Source organism: Enterobacter sp. E14S (genome assembly GCF_055666685.1).
This window is the reverse complement of sequence record NZ_JBVODQ010000002.1, coordinates 152309-166735: the sequence shown is the minus strand read 5'-3', so window position 1 is coordinate 166735 and position 14427 is coordinate 152309. Positions and strand designations below refer to the sequence as shown.

The 14427-nt window shown below is 56.2% G+C and carries 15 protein-coding genes and 1 pseudogene; 6 read left to right on the top strand and 10 right to left on the bottom strand.

What is annotated here, in order from left to right; genetic code table 11:
- The first annotated feature begins 104 nt into the window (after window positions 1-104).
- From cysK to crr, 4 genes are all read left to right on the top strand, one after another.
- On the top strand, window positions 105-1076 hold the full coding sequence (cysK, locus tag ACZ6J2_RS05990) for a cysteine synthase A (RefSeq protein ID WP_014884739.1): 972 nt from the start codon (window positions 105-107) through the stop codon (window positions 1074-1076).
- 317 nt (window positions 1077-1393) lie between these two features.
- Window positions 1394-1651, top strand: coding sequence for a phosphocarrier protein Hpr (gene ptsH, locus ACZ6J2_RS05985; protein ID WP_000487600.1), 258 nt, complete (start codon window positions 1394-1396; stop codon window positions 1649-1651).
- A 44-nt stretch (window positions 1652-1695) separates the two neighbouring features.
- Complete coding sequence (gene ptsI, locus ACZ6J2_RS05980; RefSeq protein WP_023332954.1) at window positions 1696-3423, top strand: phosphoenolpyruvate-protein phosphotransferase PtsI; 1728 nt, start codon at window positions 1696-1698, stop codon at window positions 3421-3423.
- 40 nt (window positions 3424-3463) lie between these two features.
- On the top strand, window positions 3464-3973 hold the full coding sequence (gene crr / locus ACZ6J2_RS05975) for a PTS glucose transporter subunit IIA (protein ID WP_003861316.1): 510 nt from the start codon (window positions 3464-3466) through the stop codon (window positions 3971-3973).
- Between the two features lie 44 nt (window positions 3974-4017).
- Here the strand turns inward: crr and pdxK are convergent, their stop codons facing one another.
- From pdxK to ACZ6J2_RS05925, 10 genes are all read right to left on the bottom strand, one after another.
- Complete coding sequence (pdxK, locus tag ACZ6J2_RS05970) at window positions 4018-4854, bottom strand: pyridoxine/pyridoxal/pyridoxamine kinase (protein WP_023332955.1); 837 nt, start codon at window positions 4852-4854, stop codon at window positions 4018-4020.
- Between the two features lie 5 nt (window positions 4855-4859).
- Entirely contained in the window at window positions 4860-5771 is a 912-nt protein-coding gene (cysM, locus tag ACZ6J2_RS05965; RefSeq protein WP_063440621.1) for a cysteine synthase CysM, read from the bottom strand.
- 113 nt (window positions 5772-5884) lie between these two features.
- Window positions 5885-6979, bottom strand: a complete 1095-nt coding sequence (gene cysA, locus ACZ6J2_RS05960) for a sulfate/thiosulfate ABC transporter ATP-binding protein CysA (protein ID WP_004853015.1) — start codon at window positions 6977-6979, stop codon at window positions 5885-5887.
- On the bottom strand, window positions 6969-7844 hold the full coding sequence (gene cysW, locus ACZ6J2_RS05955; RefSeq protein WP_023308733.1) for a sulfate/thiosulfate ABC transporter permease CysW: 876 nt from the start codon (window positions 7842-7844) through the stop codon (window positions 6969-6971). Before cysW ends, cysA begins: the two co-directional genes overlap by 11 nt.
- On the bottom strand, window positions 7844-8677 hold the full coding sequence (cysT, locus tag ACZ6J2_RS05950; protein WP_061097449.1) for a sulfate/thiosulfate ABC transporter permease CysT: 834 nt from the start codon (window positions 8675-8677) through the stop codon (window positions 7844-7846). Before cysT ends, cysW begins: the two co-directional genes overlap by 1 nt.
- Window positions 8677-9690 carry a sulfate ABC transporter substrate-binding protein gene (locus tag ACZ6J2_RS05945; RefSeq protein WP_047652632.1) on the bottom strand — a complete coding sequence of 338 codons (1014 nt, stop codon included), beginning with the start codon at window positions 9688-9690 and terminating at the stop codon, window positions 8677-8679. Before ACZ6J2_RS05945 ends, cysT begins: the two co-directional genes overlap by 1 nt.
- 172 nt (window positions 9691-9862) lie before the next feature.
- The gene (locus tag ACZ6J2_RS05940) at window positions 9863-10762 is read right to left on the bottom strand and encodes a Dyp-type peroxidase (protein ID WP_471725165.1); all 900 of its coding nucleotides are present in this window, start codon (window positions 10760-10762) and stop codon (window positions 9863-9865) included.
- 92 nt (window positions 10763-10854) lie between these two features.
- Window positions 10855-11430, bottom strand: a complete 576-nt coding sequence (locus ACZ6J2_RS05935; RefSeq protein WP_448159588.1) for an RpoE-regulated lipoprotein — start codon at window positions 11428-11430, stop codon at window positions 10855-10857.
- A gap of 63 nt (window positions 11431-11493) precedes the next feature.
- Window positions 11494-11943 carry a DUF2919 domain-containing protein gene (locus tag ACZ6J2_RS05930; RefSeq protein WP_471725163.1) on the bottom strand — a complete coding sequence of 150 codons (450 nt, stop codon included), beginning with the start codon at window positions 11941-11943 and terminating at the stop codon, window positions 11494-11496.
- Window positions 11930-12355, bottom strand: coding sequence for a GNAT family acetyltransferase (locus tag ACZ6J2_RS05925; protein WP_024907604.1), 426 nt, complete (start codon window positions 12353-12355; stop codon window positions 11930-11932). Before ACZ6J2_RS05925 ends, ACZ6J2_RS05930 begins: the two co-directional genes overlap by 14 nt.
- A gap of 212 nt (window positions 12356-12567) precedes the next feature.
- Here ACZ6J2_RS05925 and amiA point away from each other — a divergent pair, with 212 nt between their 5' ends.
- Both amiA and hemF read left to right on the top strand, forming a co-directional pair.
- Window positions 12568-13443, top strand: a complete 876-nt coding sequence (gene amiA / locus ACZ6J2_RS05920) for an N-acetylmuramoyl-L-alanine amidase AmiA (RefSeq protein ID WP_024907603.1) — start codon at window positions 12568-12570, stop codon at window positions 13441-13443.
- Window positions 13443-14341, top strand: a pseudogene (gene hemF / locus ACZ6J2_RS05915) (oxygen-dependent coproporphyrinogen oxidase). The gene amiA and the pseudogene hemF overlap by 1 nt, the downstream one beginning before the upstream one ends.
- The last annotated feature ends 86 nt before the right edge of the window (window positions 14342-14427 follow it).

Sequence of the window (14427 nt, the reverse complement as noted above, 5' to 3'; positions counted from 1 at the left end):
TTATTTCCTTGCAGTATATAGATATGCGAATTCCTTACTTCCCCCTACCTGCTCAACAGGTATGCTGGGTCGGTATCCCAATTTCATACAGTTAAGGACAGGCCATGAGTAAGATTTATGAAGACAACTCGCTGACTATCGGTCATACGCCCCTGGTTCGACTGAACCGTATCGGTAATGGACGCATTCTGGCGAAGGTCGAATCACGTAACCCGAGCTTCAGCGTAAAATGCCGTATCGGTGCAAACATGATTTGGGATGCTGAAAAACGTGGCGTACTGAAGCCTGGCGTTGAGCTGGTGGAACCGACCAGCGGTAACACCGGTATCGCTCTGGCCTATGTGGCCGCCGCGCGTGGCTACAAGCTGACGCTGACCATGCCAGAAACCATGAGCATTGAGCGTCGTAAGCTGCTCAAAGCGCTGGGCGCGAACCTGGTGCTGACCGAAGGCGCGAAGGGCATGAAGGGTGCCATTCAGAAAGCTGAAGAGATTGTGGCCAGCGATCCGGCGAAATATCTGCTGCTTCAGCAGTTCAGCAACCCGGCTAACCCGGAAATTCACGAGAAGACCACCGGTCCGGAAATCTGGGAAGATACCGACGGCCAGGTTGACGTCTTTATCTCCGGCGTAGGTACCGGCGGTACGCTGACCGGTGTGTCACGCTATATTAAAGGCACAAAGGGTAAAAAAGACCTGATCACCGTTGCCGTTGAGCCAACTGACTCACCGGTTATCACCCAGGCACTGGCGGGTGAAGAGCTTAAACCAGGCCCGCATAAAATTCAGGGTATTGGCGCAGGCTTCATTCCGGGCAACCTGGATCTGAAGCTGATCGATAAAGTGGTAACCATCACTAACGAAGAAGCCATTTCTACCGCGCGTCGCCTGATGGATGAAGAAGGCATTCTGGCGGGTATCTCTTCCGGTGCGGCCGTTGCGGCAGCGCTCAAGCTTCAGGAAGATGAAGCCTTTACCAACAAGAATATTGTGGTTATCCTTCCTTCTTCGGGCGAGCGTTACTTGAGCACCGCACTGTTTGCCGATCTGTTTACCGAAAAAGAGCTGCAACAGTAGTGCCAGCATGTTAATAACGCGTAAAAAAGCACCTTTTCAGGTGCTTTTTTGTGGCCTGCTTCAAACTTTTGCCCCTCCTGGCATTGCTTCACCCCGTTGGGTCTGGTATTTAAACCAGCAATTATTTTGATGCGTGAAATTAATCGGTGAATGAAATAGCCTTGCTGAATCGATTTTATGATTTGGTTCAAGTCTTGCTTTCGCTGCATAATGTTTAATGACGATCGAAACGTCAGCGCTAACAATACAGGCTAAAGTTCAGTCGCCAGGCTAGACTTTAGTTCCACAACACTAAACCTATAAGTTGGGGAAATACAATGTTCCAGCAAGAAGTTACCATTACCGCTCCGAACGGTCTGCACACCCGCCCTGCTGCTCAGTTTGTTAAAGAAGCAAAAGGCTTCACTTCTGAAATCACTGTGACTTCCAACGGCAAAAGCGCGAGCGCAAAAAGCCTGTTCAAACTGCAGACTCTGGGCCTGACTCAGGGCACCGTTGTCACCATCTCTGCAGAAGGTGAAGACGAGCAGAAAGCAGTTGAGCATCTGGTAAAACTGATGGCTGAGCTCGAGTAAGTTTCCGGGTTCTTTTAAATATCAGTCACAAGTAAGGTAGGGTTATGATTTCAGGCATTTTAGCATCCCCGGGTATCGCTTTCGGCAAAGCACTGCTGCTGAAAGAAGACGAGATCGTCATCGACCGGAAAAAAATTTCTGCCGACAAGGTTGATCAGGAAGTTGAACGTTTTCTGAGCGGTCGTGCCAAGGCATCTGCGCAACTGGAAGCAATCAAAACTAAAGCTGGCGAAACTTTCGGTGAAGAAAAAGAAGCCATCTTCGAAGGGCACATCATGCTGCTCGAAGATGAGGAGCTGGAGCAGGAAATCATAGCCCTGATTAAAGATAAAGGCATGACGGCCGACGCGGCTGCGCATGAAGTTATCGAAGGTCAGGCAACTGCCCTGGAAGAACTGGATGATGAATACCTGAAAGAGCGTGCGGCTGACGTACGTGACATCGGTAAGCGCCTGCTGCGCAACATCCTGGGTCTGGCCATCATCGATCTGAGCGCGATTCAGGATGAAGTGATCCTGGTTGCCGCTGACCTCACCCCGTCTGAAACTGCACAGCTGAACCTGAAAAAGGTCCTCGGTTTCATCACCGACGCGGGTGGCCGTACCTCGCACACCTCTATCATGGCGCGCTCTCTGGAACTGCCTGCCATCGTGGGTACCGGTAGCGTCACCTCTCAGGTGAAAAACGGCGACTATCTGATTCTGGATGCCGTAAACAATCTGGTTTACGTTAACCCAACCAATGAAGAGATCGATAAACTGCGCGCGGTTCAGGAGCAGGTTGCGACTGAAAAAGCGGAACTCGCTAAGCTGAAAGACCTGCCAGCCATCACCCTGGACGGCCATCAGGTCGAAGTGTGCGCAAACATCGGTACCGTCCGCGACGTTGATGGCGCTGAGCGCAACGGTGCGGAAGGCGTCGGTCTCTATCGTACAGAATTCCTGTTCATGGACCGCGACGCGCTGCCAACGGAAGAAGAGCAGTTTGCTGCTTATAAAGCCGTGGCTGAAGCGTGTGGCTCTCAGGCGGTTATCGTCCGTACCATGGACATCGGCGGCGACAAAGAGCTGCCGTACATGAACTTCCCGAAAGAAGAGAACCCGTTCCTGGGCTGGCGTGCAATCCGTATCGCGATGGATCGTAAAGAGATCCTGCGTGACCAGGTTCGCGCGATCCTGCGTGCCTCTGCTTTCGGTAAACTGCGCATCATGTTCCCGATGATCATCTCTGTTGAAGAAGTGCGTGCACTGAAGAAAGAGATCGAAATCTACAAACAGGAACTGCGCGACGAAGGTAAAGCGTTTGACGAGTCAATCGAGATCGGCGTGATGGTGGAAACACCTGCGGCGGCGACCATTGCGCGTCATTTAGCCAAAGAAGTTGATTTCTTTAGTATCGGCACCAATGATTTAACGCAGTACACCCTGGCAGTTGACCGTGGTAATGATATGATTTCACATCTCTACCAGCCAATGTCACCGTCCGTACTGAACTTGATCAAGCAAGTTATTGATGCTTCTCATGCAGAAGGTAAATGGACTGGCATGTGTGGTGAGCTTGCAGGCGACGAACGTGCTACACTTCTGTTGCTGGGTATGGGTCTGGACGAATTCTCTATGAGCGCCATTTCCATCCCGCGCATTAAGAAGATTATCCGTAACACGAACTTCGAAGATGCGAAGGTGTTAGCAGAGCAGGCTCTTGCTCAACCGACAACGGACGAGTTAATGACGCTGGTTAACAAGTTCATTGAAGAAAAAACAATCTGCTAATCCACGAGATGCGGCCCAAATTACTGCTTAGGAGAAGATCATGGGTTTGTTCGATAAACTGAAATCTCTGGTTTCTGATGATAAGAAAGACTCCGGAACTATTGAGATTGTTGCTCCGCTCTCCGGCGAGATCGTCAACATCGAAGACGTGCCGGATGTAGTGTTTGCTGAGAAAATCGTTGGTGATGGCATTGCTATCAAACCAACTGGCAACAAAATGGTTGCTCCAGTTGACGGCACCATCGGTAAAATTTTTGAAACCAACCATGCGTTCTCTATCGAATCTGATAGCGGTATCGAACTGTTCGTTCACTTCGGTATCGACACCGTTGAACTGAAAGGCGAAGGCTTCAAACGTATCGCGGAAGAAGGCCAGCGTGTTAAAGTTGGCGACCCGGTAATTGAATTCGATCTGCCACTGCTGGAAGAAAAAGCCAAGTCTACCCTGACGCCGGTTGTTATCTCCAACATGGACGAAATCAAAGAACTGATCAAACTGTCTGGCAGCGTCACCGTGGGTGAAACCCCGGTTATCCGCATCAAGAAGTAATTCTTGCCGCACAGAAAAATGGCGCCTTCGGGCGCCATTTTTGTTTATGCCGGTAGGATAAGCTCGTCGTAGCCTTTCGACTGGGTATAGAGCATCACGTCAGTCACCCGATCGCCGGCCATGCGAATGGCATCGGCAACGGTTTTCCCCTCAACAATTCCGCTCACCAGTTCTGAACAGAACAGGTCGCCCGTCCCTTTCAGATCGGTTTCTACGCGCGGATGCGCGCTGACGGTCACGCCTTCATTCGTCACCAACACCACGTGGATGTTTTCCGGGTCATCGGCCACCGGCGCGCTGGTGATCGCCACCCATTTCAGGCTATCGGAGAGCAGTCCCTGCGCCGCCGCGATGGCGCTTTCCGGCGTACGGCACGGTTTGCCGCTTAACACTTCCAGCTCATAGACGTTCGGCGTAATCCCCTGCGCCAGCGGCAGCAGGTGTTCCCGATACGCCTGCGGGATCTCAGGCTTCACGTACATACCGCTGTCGATATCTCCGATAACCGGGTCGACCAGCACCAGCAGGTCAGGATGCTGCGCTTTGACCGCCTTCAGCCATTGAGCCAGCAGGACGATCTGGCTGGCGCTGCCCATATAGCCGGTGGTGACCGCTTTAAGCTCGCGCAGGATCTCGCGCTCTTCCAGCGCCTTTAGATAGCCGCTGAACCACTCGTCGGGGATCACCCCACCATAAAACGTGTCGTAGTGCGGCGTGTTGCTAAACAGTACCGTCGGCACGGCGGTAACGTTCAGCCTGTGGGTACGAATATTCGGTACCGCAATACTGTTCCCCACGCTGCCGTAAACCACCTGCGACTGCACGGCGACAATGTCGGTTTGCTGCGCCCGGGTATTATCCCGGAATAGAATCATCTCCATGACGCTTAAATCCCCGCCCCCTGCGAATAACTCTCTTCACCAAAGACGCCGGTAGACAGATAGCGATCGCCGCGATCGCAAATAATCGCAACTATTACCGCCCCCGGGTTTGCCTGCGCTACCCGAATCGCACCCGCTACCGCGCCGCCCGAACTGACGCCGCAGAAGATACCTTCGCGCACGGCCAGCTCACGCATGGTATTTTCCGCCTCGCGCTGGTGAAGATCCAGCACCTGGTCCACCAGCTGCGCATTAAAGATGCCGGGCATATACTCCGCCGGCCAGCGGCGAATACCCGGAATGCTGCTCCCCTCTTCCGGCTGGAGGCCAACGATGGTGACGGCTTTTTCCTGCTCGCGCAGAAAACGCGATACCCCGGTAATGGTACCGGTGGTGCCCATGCTGGAGACAAAATGGGTGATACGCCCGTCGGTTTGCTGCCAGATTTCCGGGCCGGTGGTGGTGTAGTGCGCGTAAGGGTTGTCCGGATTGTTGAACTGATCGAGCAGCTTACCTTCGCCGCGCTCGGCCATTTCTAACGCCAGGTCGCGCGCGCCTTCCATTCCCTGCTCTTTGGTCACCAGAATCAGCTCGGCCCCGTAGGCACGCATCGCGGCGCGGCGCTCCTGGCTCATGTTGTCCGGCATCAGCAGCTTCATGCGGTAGCCTTTCAGCGCGGCGATCATCGCCAGGGCGATACCGGTGTTGCCGCTGGTGGCCTCAATCAGCACGTCGCCAGGCTTAATTTCTCCGCGCTTTTCGGCCTGGACAATCATCGACAGCGCCGCGCGGTCTTTCACCGACCCCGCCGGGTTATTGCCTTCGAGTTTGACCCAGATTTCACTGCCGTTGTCCGGCCCCATGCGCTGAAGCTTGACCAGAGGAGTGTTGCCGATGGTGTGTTCTAATGTATTCATGATCGCTGTCCAATAAAAAGCCCGGTGGCGCTTCGCTTACCGGGCCTACAGACGTCATATTGTAGGCCGGGTAAGCGCAGCGCCACCCGGCAAAACTACGTAATCCTAACCTATCAGGCTGACTCCGCCAGAGCAATATCCTCGCGCGTCTCGATGCGCTCCTTCCCGTGATAAATACGGGCGTGCTGCAGCCCAACAAACAGGCGCTCGCCCCGGTGCGGCGGCACGTCGTCGCGCATCACCACGGTCAGCGGCTCGGTATACCAGCCCAGCGGCTGTACCACCAATTGGGTGTAGTGACCTTTAGGGCTAGCTTCCAGCACCTGCACCGGCAGCGGTGAATCCAGGCTGGTTCGGCGGCTCACGTCCACTTCCCACGGACGCAGGAACAGATCGACCGGCCCCTGATGCGCGGAGGTATAGCCCAGCGGCCAGCGGTGCGCGCCAACGTGGAACTGGCCGCCGCGAATAGTGCCCTGAAGACGGTTTACCTCGCCCATAAACTCCAGCACGAAGCGGGTCGCCGGTTCGCGCCAGAGCTGCTCCGGCTCGTCAACCTGCTCAATGTTGCCCTGGCTCATGACCACCACGCGATCCGCGACTTCCATCGCCTCTTCCTGATCGTGGGTCACGAAGACGCTGGTGAATTTCAGCTCTTCATGCAGCTGGCGCAGCCAGCGGCGCAGCTCTTTACGCACCTGCGCGTCCAGCGCGCCGAAAGGTTCATCCAGCAGCAGGATTTGCGGCTCAACGGCCAGCGCGCGCGCCAGCGCCACGCGCTGCTTCTGACCGCCGGAAAGCTGGGCCGGAAAACGGTCCGCCAGATGCGCAAGCTGCACCATCTCCAGCAGTTTGGTCACTTTGGCTTTGATAGCCGCTGCATTTGGACGCTCGCGACGCGGCAGCACCGTCAGGCCAAACGCAATGTTGTCGAACACGGTCATGTGGCGGAACAGCGCGTAATGCTGGAACACAAAACCTACTTTACGATCGCGGGCATGCAGGCGGCTCACGTCGGTGCCGTGAAAGCGGATGTGCCCGCTGGTCTGATGCTCAAGCCCGGCGATAATACGCAGCAGCGTGGTTTTACCCGAGCCAGACGGCCCCAGCAGCGCCACCATTTGTCCGGAAGGGATATCCAGCGAGATATCATTCAGCACCTGGGTGCGACCAAAAGACTTCTTAATATTGGCAATCTCAATGCTCATGATTTCCCTCCTGATGCTGACGTTTTTCCTGATTTTCTAAACGCCACTGCACCACACTCTTCAAAAACAGGGTCAAGATGGCCATCAGCGTCAGCAACGCTGCGGCAGTAAACGAGCCGATGGTGTTGTAGTCCTGCTGCAACAGCTCAATCTGGAGCGGCAGCGACAGGGTTTCCCCCCGGATAGAGCCGGAGACGACGGACACGGCACCAAACTCACCAATCGCGCGGGCGTTGGTCAGCACCACGCCGTAAAGCAGCGCCCAGCGGATATTTGGCAGCGTCACGCGACGGAACATCTGCCACCCAGACGCGCCCAGCAGCACCGCCGCTTCGTCTTCGTTGCTCCCCTGGCTTAACATCACCGGCACCAGCTCACGCACCACAAACGGACAGGTCACGAAGATGGTGACCAGCACCATGCCCGGCCAGGCAAACATGATCTGCAGGTTATGCTCATCCAGCCAGCCGCCCAATGGGCCGTTGGAGCCGTAAAAGAGCAGGTACACCAGACCCGCCACCACCGGCGATACGGCGAAAGGAATGTCCAGCAGGGTCAGCAGCAGCTGACGTCCCGGGAAGTTAAAGCGGGTCACCAGCCAGGCCAACAGGGTCCCGAACACGAGGTTCACCGGCACGGTGATCAGCGCAATCAGCACGGTCAGCCAGATGGCATGCAGCATATCCGGGTTCGCCAGATTTTCCAGCGCGGGCATCAGGCCCTTGCTGAACGCCTGAACGAAGATATAAACCGTCGGCACGACGAGAATGAGGGCGGAAACCAGCACGCCCGCCCCAATCAGAAACCATTTACCCCAGTTGATGCGGGGTGCATCGTATCGCTTCAATTGCGTAACTTCCGCCATCAGTGACCTACCACACGTCGACCAAAGCGACTTTGCAGAGTGTTAATCGAGTACAGCAGCAGCAGCGACGCCGCCAGGATCACCGAGGCAATCGCGCTCGCCGCCGGATAATCAAACTCCTGCAAACGGATGAAAATCATCAGCGAGGTGACTTCTGTTTTCCAGGCGATGTTCCCGGCAATAAAAATCACCGCGCCGAACTCACCGAGGCTGCGGGTAAACGACAGCGCGACGCCCGCCATCAGCGCCGGAGAGAGCTCCGGCAGAACCACCTTGCGGAAGCTCTGCCAGCGCGTGGCGCCCAGCGTTTCCGCCGCTTCTTCGTATTCCGGACCCAACTCTTCCAGCACCGGCTGCACGGTACGGACCACAAACGGGATGCTGGTAAAGGCCATCGCCACCGCGATACCGAGCCAGGTGTAGGTCACTTTGATGTCAAATTTCGCCAGCCACTCGCCGTACAGCCCGTTCACGGAGAAGAGCGACGCGAGGGTTAAGCCTGCCACTGCCGTCGGCAGCGCAAACGGCAGATCCATCAGGGCGTCAAGCAGCGTGCGGCCCGGGAAGCGATAGCGGGTTAAAATCCACGCCATCAGCAGGCCAAACACGCCGTTAAAAATGGAGGCGACAAACGCCGACAGCAGCGTCACCTTATAGGCCGCCACCACCTGCGGGTTGGTGATGACCTCCCAGTACTGCGCCCAGCTCATCTGAGCAAGCTGCATCACCAGCGCGCTGAGCGGCAACAGCAGGATCAGGCAGACGAACAGCAGGCTGGTACCGAGGCTTAAGGTAAAGCCCGGCAGCACGCGTTTTGTCGAAACTGCAAACATTACTTACGCCCCGCCGCCAGCAGTTTGTCTAACTCACCGCCGCTGGCAAAATGCGTTTTCATCACATCAGGCCAGGAGCCGAAATGATCTTCCACGCGGAACAAATCGGTCTGCGGGAACTTATCTTTCAGCTTGTTCATTACGTCCGGGTTGTTCACGCGGTAGTAGTAATCGGTAATGATGGTCTGCGCCTGCGGGCTGTACAGGTAGTTGAGATAGGCTTTTGCCGCTTTCTCGGTGCCGTTCGCCTGCACGTTTTTATCCACCCACGCTACCGGGAACTCGGCCAGGATGTTGGTTTTCGGGATAACCACCTCGAAGCCCTGCGCTTCGTACTGCTTGCGAATATTGTTCACTTCGGATTCAAAGCTGATCAGCACGTCACCCAGACCGCGTTCGGCGAAGGTGGTGGTCGCGCCGCGGCCGCCGGTATCGAACACTTCGACGTTTTTCAGGAACTGGGTCATGAACTGCTCGGTTTTGGCTTTGTCGTTGCCGTCAGCCTTGTCCGCCGCGCCCCACGCGGCTAAATAGGTGTAGCGCGCGTTACCGGAGGTTTTTGGGTTCGGGAAAATCAGCTTCACGTCGGAACGCACCAGGTCGCTCCAGTCGTGGATGTTCTTCGGATTGCCCTTACGCACCAGGAAGCCCATGGTGGAGTAGAACGGCGAGCTGTTGTTCGGCAGGCGGCTCTGCCAGTCAGCCGGGATCAGCTTGCCCTTGTCGTGCAGGATCTGCACGTCGGTCACCTGGTTGTAGGTCACCACATCCGCTTTCAGGCCCTGCAAAATCGCCAGCGCCTGCTTGGACGACCCGGCGTGGGACTGCTTGATGGTCAGCTTGTCGCCGTTATTGTCTTTTGCCCACTGTTGTTCGAACGGTGGATTAAGGGCGGCAAACAGCTCGCGGGAGACGTCATACGAACTGTTTAACAGTTCAGTCGCCTGCGCCTGTGCCACCAGCAGTAAACCTGCCAGCGCCAGAGTTCCTTTTTTCAGTACAGTAACGGCCATTGCGCACCCTTATAAATGTGATGACTATCTTATAGTCATAATATTTATAACGGGGATGAAAGGAGTAACGGTTTTATATACCGTTTGGTGATTTACAAGCAGAAAAGGGAATAAGGGTGAGGCCTGATGCCCTCACCCCAGCCCTCTCCCGCAGGGAGAGGGAGAAAGGACATTACGGCGCCAGCAGACGCTCAACGGACGGCGCAAAGTAGTAGCCGCCGGTCACCGGTTTAGTGAAGCGCAGCATGGCGTCGCGCTTGCCGTCGGTATCGCCAAACATGCTCAGCAGCTGCTGCTCAATGTTGTGCAGGCGCGCGCAGTAGGCGCAGAAGTAGAGGCCGTGCGTGCCGCTTGCGGTACCGTACGGCAGGCTCTGGCGAACAATCTTCAGCCCTTTGCCGTCCTCTTTGAGATCAACGCGGGACAGGTGAGAGGTTACAGGACGGTCGTCGCCGTCGATCTCTTCGTTGGCTTCTTTAGTGCGGCCAATCATCATCTCCTGGTCGTGCACGCTCATACGGTTAAGCTGCTTGAGGTTGTGCTCCCAGCGCTGCACGAACACGTAGCTGCCGCCCGCGTCCACGCCGTCTTTGATTACCGCGACTTCACGACGCGTCTCTTCACCCGCCGGGTTTTCGGTGCCGTCGACGAAGCCGCTCAGATCGCGCTCTTCCACCCAGCGGAAGCCGTGAACCTCTTCCTGCACCTCAACGCTGTCGCTAAAGGCCGCTACTGCCGCCTGGGCAACGGAGAAGTTCACGTCGTGACGCAGGGAGAGAATGTGAATCAGCACGTCGTACTGGGTCGCCGGAGCCAGACCTTTGCCGTAAGGGATGAAGTCTTTTAGCTCTTCCGCCCCTTCGCCACCGCTCAGCTGACGCCAGACGTTATTGCCAAAGGCAACAACGGCGCCGAGGTGCGCTTCCGGGAATTTGGCCTGGAAGGTGGCCAGCTTATCAACAAACGCTTTACTGGCCGCACGCAGGGCATCCACGTCCCCTTTAACATTGGCTTCAATCCAAATCGCCGCGCGGCAATGTTCTGGCAAAATGCCGCTCTGAACCTGAGACATCGCTCCTCCTGAAATAAAGATGCCACGTCAGCGTGGCATTGATGGCGGCTATTATACCCGGATTTCAGCGAGGCGGTTTGTTCAGGCGCAAATTACTGCTTCCAGAGTATTTTGCTCACTTTCCAGCTCTTAAGCGTGTCGTCGGACGGCATCAGACCTTCCGGGCCGCTCCAGGTTCCGGTGAAGACATAGCTGATGTGCTGGCTGCCTTCAGCCTTACATTCCACCGCGACCTTGTCGTCAGACGGCAGACTGGTGCAGTTGCCAAAGGCCTGCTTATAAAGGTCGCTGAACGGCGTACCCACCTTCACACCGCTCGCCGTCGGAATATCGTCATCCATTACAGCGATACGGTTTACGGTGCCTTTGTCACCGTTAATCACCAGCGCCAGCTTGTCGCCCTTCAGCGCTTCGTAATAGCGAACAATATTGCCATTCTCCGTTTTCATGCCGCTGCGCAGGCGGTAATCGCCGCTGAGCGCATCCTGAATAGCGTCCTGATCCAGCGCCGTCGCGGCGGTAATTTTCCCCACGCCCTGCTCGGTGACTTCCGTTGATGAGCCAAACCAGTTCCACGGATAGGCAGCGGACCAGTTAATGGAGGAGAGCGTCGAACAGCCGGTCAACGCCAGCGGGAGAGCGCATAAAAGTAAACGCAGCGATTTCATTGAAACGTCCTTTCTTGTTAAATCAACGCTTGTTGGAGTGCGACATCGGCAAAAAGTGCCGGATTAATCATCCTGATGGGCAAAACAGGCGCGAAGACGCGGGTTGGTCAGCAGCCACAGCAGGGCCACAATATCGGCAACCACCAGCGCAACGCCGGTGCCCGTCAGCGGTTCACCGTACCACCAGAGTACCGGCTGCCAGAAGAGCAGCGCAATTTGGGCAAGGATCAGCAGCCAGCGAAGCGCACCCCAAAAGCGAGGGATCAGATGCCGCCGTCCGCTGACCAAAAACGCCAGTACGGCCGGAATGCCCGGCAGTAATCCGATCCAGAAGGCATCGTGATCGGGATAGAAGAGATTCAGCAGCGTGTCGCCCTGCCCGCGCGACGCTCCGGCCATTACAAACAGCACCCAGGTGCGGGCCTGTAGCAGCAGAACGCACCAGAACAGAAAAGGCAGCCTGACGCGGCCCTGCGCGTCATAGTCAGCCGGATGGATCTCAGTACTCTTCATCTTCGATCAAACGCTTGCCCAGAGTCAGCACGTCAGCGTGCTCGTAGCCCAGACGCTCATACATGCCCAGCACCACGTCGTTATCTTCCCGCACCATGATCTGGATTTTCGGGCAGCCGCGGGCGATCAGCTTCTTCTCGAGCCGGTTCAGCAGCGCATTGGCGATGCCGCGGCCACGGTATTCCGGGTGGACGCCCAGATAATAGGCCGAGCCGCGGTGGCCGTCGTAACCGCCCATGACCGTCCCCACAACCTCGCCATTGACTTCCGCGACCAGAAACAGACTGACGTCGTGATTCACCTTACGTTCGATATCCATTTCCGGATCGTTCCACGGACGCAGCAGATCGCAGCGCTCCCAAAGGGTGATCACCTCTTCGAAATCTTCCTGGCGAAAAACGCGTATCTCCATGGTATTAACCGCCTTTTCGGGTTTAAAAACAGTGATTATGGCGTGAAGCTCGCCTTTCGCCAATAACCGGGGAAAATCTCGCCAAAATTTGGCATAATGTCACTTTGTCACGTATTGAAATGAAAAGTAAAACAATTATCAATATGGACTGTCGTAACGGGAAACACGATACGATATAACACCAGGACCCCATTTTTTAGTATTCAGGCCGCATGAGCACATTCAAACCATTAAAAGCACTCACATCGCGTCGTCAGGTTCTCAAAGCGGGGCTGGCGGCCTTAACGTTAACGGGCATCGCAAAGCAGGCTCAGGCGAAAGACGAGAGCACGCTCAAAACCAGTAACGGACACAGCAAACCGAAAGCCAAAAAGCCGGGCGCGAAGCGTCTGGTAATGCTCGACCCGGGCCACGGCGGTATTGATACCGGCGCCATCGGCAAAAACGGGTCGAAAGAAAAACACGTCGTGCTGGCAATTGCAAAAAATGTGCGCGCAATTTTACGCAGCAACGGCATTGACGCCCGTCTGACGCGCTCTGGCGACACCTTTATTCCGCTGTATGACCGCGTTGAGATCGCCCACCAGCACGGTGCGGATCTGTTTATGTCGATTCACGCCGACGGCTTTACCAACCCTTCTGCGGCCGGCGCCTCGGTGTTTGCACTCTCTAACCGTGGCGCCAGTAGCGCCATGGCAAAATACCTCTCCGACCGCGAAAACCGGGCGGATGAAGTCGCCGGGAAGAAAGCCACCGACAAAGATCATCTGCTACAGCAGGTGCTGTTCGACCTCGTGCAGACGGATACGATTAAAAACAGCCTGACGCTCGGCTCGCATATTCTGAAGAAGATTAAGCCAGTGCATCGTCTGCACAGCAAAGGCACCGAGCAGGCGGCGTTCGTGGTCCTGAAATCGCCGTCCATACCGTCCGTGCTGGTGGAAACGTCCTTCATTACCAACCCGGAAGAAGAGCGGCTCCTCGGCACCACGGCGTTTCGTCAGAAGATCGCCAACGCCATCGCCTCCGGCATTATCAGTTACTTCAACTGGTTCGATAACCAAAAAGCGCACTCCAGGAAACGTTGATGAAACCCGATGCTCAACTGGTCAAAACCTTCCTTCTGCAGCTGCAGGATGAGATCTGCCAGAAACTGGCTGCCGCAGACGGCGGTGAATTTCAGGAAGATAACTGGCAGCGAGAGGCCGGAGGCGGCGGGCGCAGCCGGGTGCTGCGAAACGGCGGCATCTTCGAACAGGCGGGCGTGAATTTTTCCCACGTTCACGGCGACGCCATGCCCGCGTCTGCGACGGCGCATCGTCCTGAACTCGCGGGCCGCAGCTTCGAGGCGATGGGCGTCTCGCTGGTAGTGCACCCGCACAACCCGTTCGTGCCCACCAGCCATGCCAACGTGCGCTTTTTCATTGCGGAAAAACCAGGCGCCGACCCGGTCTGGTGGTTCGGCGGCGGTTTCGATTTAACGCCCTACTACGGCTTCGAAGAAGATGCCGTGCACTGGCACACCACCGCGCGGACCTTTGCCTGCCGTTTGGCGAAGACGTCTACCCGAAATTTAAAAAGTGGTGCGACGACTACTTTTACCTGAAGCACCGCGACGAGCAGCGCGGCATCGGCGGGCTGTTCTTTGACGATCTCAACGCGCCTGATTTTGATACCGCGTTCAGCTTTATGCGCGCGGTAGGCGAAGGGTATACCGACGCTTATCTGCCCATCGTCGAGCGCCGTAAAAATACCGACTACGGCGTGCGCGAGCGCGAGTTCCAGCTTTACCGCCGCGGGCGCTACGTGGAGTTCAACCTGGTATGGGATCGCGGGACGCTGTTCGGTCTGCAGACCGGGGGGCGCACGGAGTCGATTCTGATGTCGATGCCGCCGCTGGTGCGCTGGGAGTACTGCTACGAACCAAAAGAAGGCAGCCCGGAGGCTGCCTTGCGTGAGTTTATTCAGGTTCGGGACTGGGTGTAGCCCTCCCCTCACCCCGGCCCTTTGCCAAAGGGAGAGGGTTAGGGTGAGGGTGAGGGTGAGGGTGAGGGTGAGGGTGAGGGTAAAAA